Origin of the sequence: Streptomyces sp. ICBB 8177 (assembly GCF_003144095.1) — a bacterium.
In the GTDB taxonomy this organism is placed as follows: Bacteria; Actinomycetota; Actinomycetes; order Streptomycetales; family Streptomycetaceae; genus Streptantibioticus_D.
In genome coordinates this window covers 1,258,582-1,269,253 of sequence record NZ_NSKH01000018.1, presented here as the reverse complement: position 1 = coordinate 1,269,253, position 10,672 = coordinate 1,258,582, and the positions used below count along the sequence as shown (strand labels likewise).

Sequence of the window (10,672 nt, the reverse complement as noted above, 5' to 3'; positions counted from 1 at the left end):
GGCCCGTCCCGCTCCGGCAAGGGCACCATCGCCCGCGTCCTGAAGGAACTGGTGGGCCGCGACAACCTCGCCGGCCCCACCCTCGCCGGACTCGGCACGAACTTCGGCCTGTCCACGCTGATCGGCAAGCCGCTCGCGGTCATCTCCGACGCGCGGCTGTCCGGCAACGACAACAGCCAGGTCGTGGAACGGCTGCTGACGATCTCGGGTGAGGACACGATCGACATCGACCGCAAGTACCGCGAGCCGTGGACCGGCAAGCTGCCCACCCGGCTGATGCTGCTGTCCAACGAGCTGCCCTACTTCGGCGATGCCTCCGGCGTCATCGCCAAGCGGTTCATCGTCTTGAACATGACCGTCTCCTGGCTCGGCAAGGAAGACCCCACCCTCACCGACCGGCTCACCACCGAGATGCCCGGCATCCTCAACTGGGCCCTCGAAGGACTCGCCCGCCTGGAGCGCACCGGCCGCATCAGCCAGCCCGCCTCCAGCCGAGAAGCGGTCACCACCATGCAGGACACCGCCTCACCCACGTCCGCGTTCGTCCGCGAGCGCTGCACCACCGGGCCCGTGCACAGCGTCCCCGTGGATGCCCTGTGGGCCGCCTGGCGCGAATGGGCCGAGGACAACGGCGTCCGCGCCATCGGCACCAAGCAGGTCTTCGGCCGCAACCTGCTGTCCGTCATCCCCCAGCTCAACCGCACCCGGCCCCGCGACCCCTACGGCCGCCAGGTCGCCACCTACAACGGGATCACCCTCAACCAACGCGAACCACATTCGCCTGAGTCGTGACTCATCGCGACTCAAGACCCCTCACAACCGCTCTGAGTCGCGATGAGTCGCGACTCAGAGCAATGTCACCCGGACTTGCGGAGGACCCAGTGAGCCCCGCCATGCCCCTCACAACAGATCCTCGGGCCGCTCTCCGGGGTGGCCTGCCGGACCGGTACCTCACTCCCCAGGACATTGCCGAGATCTTCGGTGTGCCAGTCGAGACCGTCTACCAGTGGCGCAGGAAGCGCACCGGTCCACCGGGCTTCCGGGTGGGCAAGCACGTGCGCTACGACCCCGCCGACGTACGCACCTACGTCACCCAGTGCAAACAGCAGGACCAGGCCGTGGCCTGAGCGCTGGCACCCAACCGTTCACTCCGTGGGGAGGGTCACACCGTGGCCCTCCCTCTTCCATGTGCTGAAGGGATCGCAAGCCCAACATGGCAGGCCACATCCAAGACCGCTGGTTTAAGACCGAAATTACCCCGGAGGGCAACGCCGTCCGGACCAAAACCGACCGTCACGGAACCGGCATGCGCTACCGCGCACGCTACGTAGGCCCCGACGGCGCTGAGAAGTCCAAAAGCTTCCCCGACCGACAAAAGCGCCTCGCCGAACAGTGGCTAGCCCACATCGAAGCCGACATGTCACGGGGCCAGTACATCGACCCGAGCGCAGGCCGAGTCACATTTCGGCAGTACGCCGAGAAGTGGCTCGCAGCCCAGACAACTGAAATGACCACTCGCTCATCGGTGGACGTACAAATACGCCGCCACGCGATCCCCTACCTGGGAACCCGTCCCCTGGGGTCATTCAAGCCTGAGCACATCCGCGACTGGCTGAGTGAGCTGGAGCGCGTAATTCACGCCTCCTCGTACCGCCGCGTCATCTTCGCGAGCGTGTCAGCAGTGTTCGCTGCGGCTGTAGAGGATGACCACCTGCGCCGAAACCCCTGCAAGGCTCGCACAGTGCGCACCCCCTCGCCTGGCAGTCGTCGTGTTGTCCCGTGGACGGCGCAACGGACATTCGCCGTCCGCAAGGCCCTGCCCAAGGAATATCGAGCCATGGTGGACTTGGGCGGAGGCTGCGGGCTCCGCCAAGGGGAGATCTTCGGACTCCCTGCAGACGAAATCAACTTCGAAACCGGCTGGCTACACGTCGCTTACCAGGTGAAGGTAACGGGAGGAACACTCGTATTCGCGCCCCCGAAGCGGGCCAAGGAACGAGATGTTCCCCTGGCTGATAGCGTTGCGCAGGCGCTTAAGCGGCACATAAAGGACTACCCGCCTGTTGCCGTGACTCTGCCTTGGCTAAGGCCGGACGGACCCGCTGTCACAAAGCGGCTGCTATTCGTGCGCCAAGACGGCGGCGCCGTCCGGCGTACGGATTTCAACCCGCGAGTGTGGAAACCAGCCCTCGTGACCGCAGGAGTCATTCCCGCTCCAGAACCAGGTGTCCGCCACGCCGCAGCCCGTGAGCACGGCATGCACGCGCTCCGGCACTTCTACGCCTCAGTGCTCTTGGACGCCGGAGAGAACATCAAGGCCCTGAGTACTTATCTGGGCCACACCGATCCAGGCTTCACCCTCCGCGTCTACACTCATCTGCTCCCCGCAAGCGACAGCCGAAGTCGGAAGGCCATGGACACCATGTACAGACTTTCCGGATCGGCACCACACGCTTCAGGGAACTCTGAAGACGCCTAGGCGCGGTCGGGTCAGCAGCCATAACTGCTGGCCCGACTTTTACAAGGTCTCCGAGTTCATCGAGATACCTCTACGCAGGGCGCAGTAATGAAGCGTATCGCAGCCGTTGATGGCGGCACCATCCCCCGGTGCTCCGCATCCGTGATGCAGATTCCGCGAACGAAGGGTACATCACTCACGGTAATCCCAGAGATTATATTGTTACACTTCTTCTCGATGATTTCCCTAGGGGTAACCTGAACCAAGAGACCTTCGTGAGAAAAGTAGCCGCGCTCAATAGTAATTGCGCTAGGCGGCTCAAATACGATCTTTGCCGTGACTTTCCTGCGCCCCTCCCGCACCACAAGTGTGTTCGCCACGAAAGTCACATCCCAGAGTTCCGTGTCATAGGTCAGGACATTCTCTTCGATGCTGAGGATCGTGGAGCCCGAAGAGTCGGATAGCTTCGCACTGAGAAGAAGGTGCCCTTCTTCAGTGCGAATTTTGACCAATGGCTCACCATTCAGAGCAAGCGGCTCTTTATAGGCTGGCCCGATACTCTGGACGAACTTGTTTGAACCGACCGACACCGTGCACGACGATCCATCGTACGCAAGAAGGTATGGACTTGAGGAAGGGTTTCTCCTATTGAATGGATTCGCGTTTGCAATCCGCACCTGTTCTTTAGATCTCAGACGATTCGTCTTCTCTCTGTGGTGTTCAGGGCAAAGGAGCGTGAGGTTGTCGACTTCATGCTCCTTTACCTCGCTCCATTCTTCAATGTGATCATAGTCATAGAATGGCTTGCCGCAGAATACGCAGCCGAATCCGCACCTCTGGCGTACCTCGCGCTGCATAGCGGACGATATAGCTTCCCGGAATTCGGGCATACAATAACTCCTGAGCCGCATAAAGCAAGTCCACCACTTGCTGTCGCGGTCGTATCACGTCGCGGCGACCGGGTAAAGGGGCTGTCCCCTTGGATGCCCCAGCGGCGGCGCTCACAGCAGGAAGGCCGTGGACAACGGGTATCGGGCCGCCGATCCCACGGCGGACGGCCCACAGACGGCCCCGGAGGCGTAAGGCCAGGGTTCGGGGCCCGGGTCACAGACCACGGGCCCCCGCCCCACCTCCCTGAAAAGCTGCCCTGACCTGTGCTTACAGGATGGGCAGCATCTTGGTCAGCTCGAACTTGGTGACCTCCGAGCGGTACTCCTCCCACTCCTGCTTCTTGTTGCGCAGGAAGAAGTCGAAGACGTGCTCCCCGAGGGTCTCGGCGACCAGCTCGCTGCGCTCCATCAGGGTGATGGCCTCGCCGAGGTTCTGCGGCAGCGGCTCGATGCCCAGGGCGCGGCGCTCCGCGTCGGACAGCGCCCACACGTCGTCGTCGGCACCGGGCGGCAGTTCGTAGCCCTCCTCGATGCCCTTCAGGCCCGCGGCGAGCAGGACGGCGTAGGTCAGGTACGGGTTGGCGCCGGAGTCGATGGAGCGGACCTCGACCCGGGTGGAGACGGTCTTGCCCGGCTTGTACATCGGCACGCGGATGAGCGCGGAGCGGTTGTTGTGGCCCCAGCAGATGTACGACGGCGCCTCGCCGCCCGCGCCCGCGGTGCGCTGCGAGCCGCCCCAGATGCGCTTGTAGGAGTTGACCCACTGGTTGGTGACCGCGGAGATCTCGCCCGCGTGGTGCAGCAGGCCGGCGATGAACGACCGCCCGACCTTGGAGAGTTGGTACTCCGCGCCGGACTCGTGGAACGCGTTGCGGTCGCCTTCGAACAGCGACAGGTGGGTGTGCATGCCGGAGCCGGGGAACTCGGAGAACGGCTTGGGCATGAAGGTGGCCTGGACGCCCTGCTCCAGCGCGACCTGCTTCATCACCAGACGGAACGTCATGACGTTGTCCGCGGTGGACAGCGCGTCCGCGTACCGCAGGTCGATCTCCTGCTGGCCGGGGGCGCCCTCGTGGTGGGAGAACTCCACCGAGATGCCCATCGACTCCAGCATGGTGATGGCCTGCCGGCGGAAGTCCTGGCCGACGTGCTGCGGGGTGTGGTCGAAGTAGCCGGAGGAGTCCGCGGGGGTGGGCCGGGTGCCGTCCACCGGCTTGTCCTTGAGCAGGAAGAACTCGATCTCGGGGTGGGTGTAGAAGGTGAACCCGAGGTCGGAGGCGCGCGAGAGGGTGCGCTTGAGCACGTAGCGCGGGTCGGCGTAGGAGGGCGAGCCGTCCGGCATCAGGATGTCGCAGAACATCCGGGCCGTGCCGGGGGACTCGGCGCGCCACGGGAGGATCTGGAAGGTGCCGGGGTCCGGCTTGGCCAGCATGTCCGACTCGTAGACCCGGGCGAACCCCTCGATGGCCGAGCCGTCGAAGCCGATGCCCTCGTCGAACGCCTGCTCAAGCTCGGCGGGGGCCACGGCGACGGACTTGAGGAAGCCCAGCACGTCGGTGAACCACAGCCGTACGAAGCGGATGTCCCGCTCCTCCAGGGTCCGGAGGACGAATTCCTGCTGCTTGTCCATGGTCCTCATATCCTCGCAGGTCAGACGGCTTGGTCACCGGTCACGGGGCACCGTAGGGCAATGGCGGAGGGCACAGCCAGTATCACTGTCGGGGGTTTCCTGTGCGTAACGCTGCGCGCGCGCTCTCCGCCATTGTGGAACACGAGCGCGGATTCGCGCCCACGGGGCCGGAGGGGGTGTCAGTGGGCCCGGGTAGGGTTTCTCTCGGTGGTCCCGGTTGGGGAGGGTTGCGATACCGGAGGGGGGTGTCACGATGGTCCGCCGCCTGCTGCTGGTCGCCGCGCTGGTGCTCGGGGTCGCCGCGATGCACTCGTTCGGGCACCCCATGGCACCGATGGGGACGATGACGGCCACGGCGCCGGTGGCCTCGACGACGTCGGTGGCGCCGATGACGTCGGCCGGGGCGATGGCGTCGGGCGGGCCGATGGCGTCCGCGGCCACACCGCCGAAGGCGGCGGCCGCGCTCACCTCCGCCGTGACGGTTCATCAGGACGGGGGCCGGAGCGCCGACGCCGCGCACGGCGGCGGCTCGCGCTCCGTGCCCGCGATGGACCCGATGGACGTCTGCCTCGCCGTGCTCGGTTCCTGGGCGGTCGCCCTGCTCCTGCTGCTGGGGGTCGCGGCGCTGCGGCGCCCGGGCGACCCGGCGGCGGCTCCGGCGCGCCGGCTGGGGCGGGTCCGGTGGCCGCAGCCCCCTCCGCCCTCCACCGCCCTCGTACGGCAGTCGGTGCTGCGCATATAGGCCGCGGTCCCCTCACCGCCGCCATCACACGTGCGTCGCCCGCACGTGCCCACCGACACCACGAGGGTGCCTCCACCATGCGCGAACACCGACGACGCGCCGTACTCGGCGCGGCCCTCGGGCTGGCCGCCGCCGGCCCGCTCACCGCCTGCTCGGCCTCCCGCCCCCGGTCCGGCTCCGGCTCTCCCAAAGCAGCGGCCGGATACGTCTCCCCGAACGGCCCCGAGGTCGCCGCGGCCGAACGCCGCCGCCACGGCGGAGCGGTCCACCGGGTCCGGCTGACCGCGACCGGGTCCACCGTCGACCTCGGCGGCCCGGCCGTCCGCACCTGGACGTACGGCGGCCGGCTGCCGGGGCAGGAGATCCGGACGACCGCCGGCGGCACGCTGGAAGCCGTCCTCGCCAACCACCTCCCGCAGCCCACCACCGTGCACTGGCACGGGCTGGCGCTGCGGAACGACATGGACGGCGTGCCGGACCTCACCCAGCGCGCGGTGCCGCCGGGCGCCGGGTTCACCTACCGCTTCGCCGTGCCGGAGCCCGGCACGTACTGGCTGCATCCACACGTCGGCGTGCAGGCCGACCGCGGTCTGTACGCACCGCTGGTCGTCGAGGACCCGCGGGAGCCGCTGGCCTACGACCACGAATGGGTGATCGTGCTCGACGACTGGCTGGACGGGGTGGACGGCTCGACCCCCGACGCGGTGCTGGCCGGGCTGTCCCGGGGCATGGGGGGCATGCCAGGCATGGGCGGCATGGACACGCCCACGCCCGCCGACTCCGGGATGGCCATGTCCACGCCCGCCGACTCGGGCATGCCCATGTCCTCCCGCTCCGGCATGCCGGGCGCCGCGCCCTCCCCCTCCGGGCCCGACCGCAGGCTCATGGGCGCCAGGAGCGAGCTGCTGGGCGGGGACGCCGGAGACGTGGCGTATCCGTACTACCTGGTCAACGGGCGGGTCCCGACGGCGCCGACGTCGTTCTCGGCGCGGCCGGGAGACCGGATCAGGCTGCGGATCGTCAACGCGGGCGGCGACACGGCGTTCCGCGTGGCGCTGGGCGGGCACCGGATGACCGTCACGCACACCGACGGCCGCCCGGTGGCGCACGAGACGGTGGACGCGCTGCTGCTCGGCATGGGCGAGCGCTACGACGTGCTGGTCACCGCGGGCGACGGGGTATTCCCGCTGGTCGCGCTCGCCGAGGGGAAGGGCGCGAGCGGGCTGGCCGTGCTGCGGACCGGTTCCGGCACCGCCCCCGACGCGCGCACCCGGCCCGCCGAGCTGAACGGGCGGCTGCTCACGGCGGACCGGCTGCGCGCCGACGCCTCCGTCGCGCTGTCCTCCCGTGCCCCCGACGTGACCGTGCCGCTGACGCTCACCGGCGGCATGGCCTCGTACGACTGGGGCATCGACGGCAAGGCGTACGACCCGGCGCGGCGGGTGCCGGTGACGGCGGGGCAGCGGGTCCGGCTGACGTTCCGCAACGCCACGAGCATGTGGCACCCCGTGCACCTGCACGGCCACAGCTTCGCGCTGCCGGACGGCGGCCCGCGCAAGGACACCGTGATCGTGCTGCCCGGGCGCACGGTGTCGGTGGACTTCGACACGGACAACCCCGGGTTGTGGATGCTGCACTGCCACAACGCCTACCACGCGCAGAGCGGCATGATGACCGTCCTCGGCTACCGGGAACGGTGACGCGGGGCGCCCGGCGATGAGCGCGGGACCCCCGGGGAACGGCCCGGACCGTTTCCGGCCGTCCCCCGGGGGACATCGCGTCGATCGGACGATTACGCTGGGCCCGTGCCTCAACTTCGACTCGCCCTCAGTCAGATCGACTCATGCGTCGGTGACATCGCCGGAAACTTCGAAGCGATCGTGCGCTGGACACGGCACGCGGCCGACCAGGGCGCGCATTTCGTGGCGTTCCCCGAGATGGCGCTGACCGGTTACCCGGTGGAGGATCTGGCGCTGCGCTCCTCGTTCGTCGAGGCGTCGCGCTCGGCGCTCACCTCGCTGGCGTCCCGGCTCGCCGCCGAGGGCCTGGGCGAGGTGCCGGTGCTCGTCGGCTACCTCGACCGCAGCGAGAAGGCCGAGCCGCGCTACGGCCAGCCCGCCGGTGCGCCGCAGAACGCGGCGGCGGTGCTGCACGGCGGCGAGGTCGTCCTGCGCTACGCCAAGCACCACCTGCCGAACTACGGCGTCTTCGACGAGTTCCGCTACTTCGTGCCGGGTGACACGCTGCCGGTCGTGCGGGTGCGCGGCGTGGACATCGCGCTCGCCATCTGCGAGGACCTGTGGCAGGACGGCGGCCGGGTCCCCGCGACCCGCAGTGCGGGCGCCGGGCTGCTGGTGTCGGTGAACGCGTCGCCGTACGAGATGTGCAAGGACGACACGCGTCTTGAACTGGTGCGCAAGCGGGCCCAGGAGGCGGGCTGCACGCTGGCGTACCTGGCGATGATCGGCGGCCAGGACGAGCTGGTCTTCGACGGCGACTCCATCGTGGTCTCCGCCGAGGGCGAGGTGATCACCCGCGCGCCGCAGTTCGAGGAGGGCTGCGTGCTGGTCGACCTGGAGCTGCCCGCGGCCGGTGAGGCGCCGTCCGGCACGGTGGACGACGGCCTGGTCATCGACCACCGCGTCGTCTCCGCCGAGCCGCTGCCCGCGTACGAGCCGCAGGTGCCGGGCGAGCTGGCGCCGCGTCTCGACGACGACGAGGAGGTCTACACGGCGCTGGTCGTGGGCCTGCGCGCGTACCTCGCGAAGAACGGTTTCCACAGCGTGCTGCTCGGGCTGTCCGGCGGCATCGACTCGGCGCTGGTCGCGGCGATCGCCTGCGACGCGGTCGGGCCGCGCAACGTGTACGCGGTGTCGATGCCGTCGCGCTACTCCTCCGACCACTCGCGCGGTGACGCGGCCGAGATGGCGCGGCGCACCGGGCTGAACTACCGCACGGTGGAGATCGGCCCGATGTTCGACGCGTACATGTCGTCGTTGCAGCTGACCGGCCTCGCCGAGGAGAACCTCCAGGCCCGGCTGCGCGGCACGACGCTGATGGGCATCTCCAACCAGGAGGGCCACATCGTCCTGGCCACCGGCAACAAGTCCGAGCTGGCGTGCGGCTATTCGACGCTCTACGGCGACGCGGTGGGCGGTTTCGCGCCCATCAAGGACGTGCTGAAGACCAAGGTCTGGGACCTGGCGCGGTGGCGCAACGAGGCGGCCCGCAAGCGCGGCCAGGTGCCGCCGATCCCGGAGAACTCCATCACCAAGCCGCCCAGCGCGGAGCTGCGGCCCGGCCAGGTGGACACCGACTCGCTGCCGGACTACGCGGTCCTGGACGCGGTGCTGGACCTGTACGTCGAGCAGGACCGGGGCCGCGCGGCGATCGTGGCGGCCGGGTTCGACGAGACGCTGGTCACCCGCATCCTGCGGCTGGTGGACACGGCGGAGTACAAGCGGCGCCAGTACCCGCCGGGCACGAAGATCACGGCGAAGGGCTTCGGCAAGGACCGCCGCCTGCCGATCACCAACCGCTGGCGCGAGGGCTTCTAGCCGCCCGCTCCCCCACGGGGCTCAGCAGGGGGACGCGGACGACTCGCGTGCCGCGTCCTCCCGAGACGAGGCGATCACCCGCGTCGCCGCCGCCTCGCCCCCCGCGCCGAGCCGCCCGCCCAGCACGGCGACCGCGAGTCCGGCGGCGGCCAGCCCGGCGCCCGCCCACGCGGGCGAGGTCCAGCCGAGGCCCGCCGCGATCGTGGCGCCGCCGACCCAGGCGCCGCCCGCGTTGGCGAGGTTGAACGCGGCCTGGTTGGACGCCGAGGCGAGCGTCGGCGCGTGCCGGGCGTGCCGCATCACCATCATCTGCAGGGGCGTGGTGGTCGCGAACCCGACGAGCCCCAGCAGTACGACCGCCACCAGCGCGGTCGCCGTGTGCCGCATCGCGTACGGGAAGAGCGCCAGAACGAGGGCGAGAGCGCCCAGCGCGCCGTAGAGAGTGGGGCGCGGGGCGCGGTCGGTGAGCGGCCCGGCGATCAGCGCGCCCAGCGTCATGCCCACGCCGAACAGCGCGAGCACCACGGTCACCATCGCGGCGGAGACCCCGGTGACGCGGGTCAGCATCGAGGCCAGGTAGCTGTAGACCGCGAAGACGCCGGCGAAGCCGAGGACGGTGGTCAGCAGGCCGAGGACCACCCGGCGGTCGCGCAGCGCCCCGACCTCGGCGCGCAGACCGCCCGAGTGCCGCCGCTGCGCGGGCAGTTCGGGCAGCAGGACGGCGAGCGCGGCCATCGCGGCCAGTCCGATGACCGCGACGACGGCGAAGGTCGCGCGCCAGCCGAGGTGCTGGCCGAGCAGGGTGGCGACGGGCACGCCGACGACGTTGGCGACGGTCAGGCCGAGGAACATCCGGGCGACCGCGCGGGCGCCGCGTCCTTCGTCCACCAGCCGCGCGGCGACCACCGCGCCGACGCCGAAGAACGCGCCGTGCGGCAGCCCGGCCAGGAAGCGGGCGGCGAGCAGCGTGCCGTAGCCGGGCGCGAGGGCGGATGCCAGGTTGCCGACCGTGAAGACCGCCATCAGCAGCACCAGGATCCGGCGGCGCGGCAGCCGGGAGCCGAACGCGGTGAGCAGCGGCGCGCCGACGACGACGCCGAGCGCGTAGGCGGAGACCAGGTAACCGGCCGTGGGCACCGAGGTGTTGAGGTCCGCCGCAACGTCGGGCAGCAGGCCCATCATCACGAACTCGGTGGTGCCGATGCCGAAAGCGCTGATGGCGAGAGCGAGCAGGGCCAGGGGCATGGGGCGGGAGCCTTCCATCGTTTCGGTGGCGGTGCGGGAGGTGCGCGGAACACGAGCTTGTTCCGTTACGGAACAAAGTCTGCCCCACGCAGTATTCCAGCGCGTAACCGAAAGGTGTCGGCCCCGCTACGAACGGCCCCGGCCGCGAAG

General features: G+C 69.3%; 9 protein-coding genes. 6 read left to right on the top strand and 3 right to left on the bottom strand.

Features of this window, described 5'->3' with window-relative positions:
- The 3 genes from CK485_RS29645 to CK485_RS14150 all read left to right on the top strand — a co-directional run.
- Window positions 1-792, top strand: a 792-nt coding sequence (locus CK485_RS29645) for a phage/plasmid primase, P4 family (RefSeq protein WP_241968346.1), incomplete at its 5' end; no start/stop codon positions are given.
- A 101-nt stretch (window positions 793-893) separates the two neighbouring features.
- Window positions 894-1,127 carry a helix-turn-helix domain-containing protein gene (locus CK485_RS14155; RefSeq protein ID WP_109452983.1) on the top strand — a complete coding sequence of 78 codons (234 nt, stop codon included), beginning with the start codon at window positions 894-896 and terminating at the stop codon, window positions 1,125-1,127.
- 86 nt (window positions 1,128-1,213) lie between these two features.
- Window positions 1,214-2,479, top strand: coding sequence for a site-specific integrase (locus CK485_RS14150; RefSeq protein WP_109450463.1), 1,266 nt, complete (start codon window positions 1,214-1,216; stop codon window positions 2,477-2,479).
- Window positions 2,480-2,535: 56 nt separating this feature from the next.
- Here CK485_RS14150 and CK485_RS14145 read toward each other — a convergent pair whose 3' ends face one another.
- Together CK485_RS14145 and glnA are read right to left on the bottom strand one after the other, a co-directional pair.
- Window positions 2,536-3,348: an HNH endonuclease signature motif containing protein gene (locus CK485_RS14145; protein ID WP_158288213.1), complete on the bottom strand. Its 813-nt coding sequence runs from the start codon at window positions 3,346-3,348 to the stop codon at window positions 2,536-2,538.
- A 268-nt stretch (window positions 3,349-3,616) separates the two neighbouring features.
- Window positions 3,617-4,978 carry a type I glutamate--ammonia ligase gene (gene glnA / locus CK485_RS14140; protein ID WP_109450460.1) on the bottom strand — a complete coding sequence of 454 codons (1,362 nt, stop codon included), beginning with the start codon at window positions 4,976-4,978 and terminating at the stop codon, window positions 3,617-3,619.
- Between the two features lie 253 nt (window positions 4,979-5,231).
- On the opposite strand from glnA, the gene CK485_RS14135 reads away from it, so the two are divergent.
- From CK485_RS14135 to CK485_RS14125, 3 genes are all read left to right on the top strand, one after another.
- Window positions 5,232-5,720 (top strand): hypothetical protein, encoded by a 489-nt coding sequence (locus CK485_RS14135; protein WP_109450459.1) that lies wholly within the window; start codon window positions 5,232-5,234, stop codon window positions 5,718-5,720.
- A 77-nt stretch (window positions 5,721-5,797) separates the two neighbouring features.
- Window positions 5,798-7,420, top strand: a complete 1,623-nt coding sequence (locus tag CK485_RS14130) for a multicopper oxidase family protein (RefSeq protein WP_109450457.1) — start codon at window positions 5,798-5,800, stop codon at window positions 7,418-7,420.
- A 105-nt stretch (window positions 7,421-7,525) separates the two neighbouring features.
- Window positions 7,526-9,277 carry an NAD+ synthase gene (locus CK485_RS14125; protein WP_109450456.1) on the top strand — a complete coding sequence of 584 codons (1,752 nt, stop codon included), beginning with the start codon at window positions 7,526-7,528 and terminating at the stop codon, window positions 9,275-9,277.
- Between the two features lie 21 nt (window positions 9,278-9,298).
- On the opposite strand, the gene CK485_RS14120 is transcribed toward CK485_RS14125, so the two are convergent.
- Window positions 9,299-10,522 (bottom strand): MFS transporter, encoded by a 1,224-nt coding sequence (locus tag CK485_RS14120; protein WP_109450454.1) that lies wholly within the window; start codon window positions 10,520-10,522, stop codon window positions 9,299-9,301.
- Window positions 10,523-10,672: the final 150 nt, after the last annotated feature.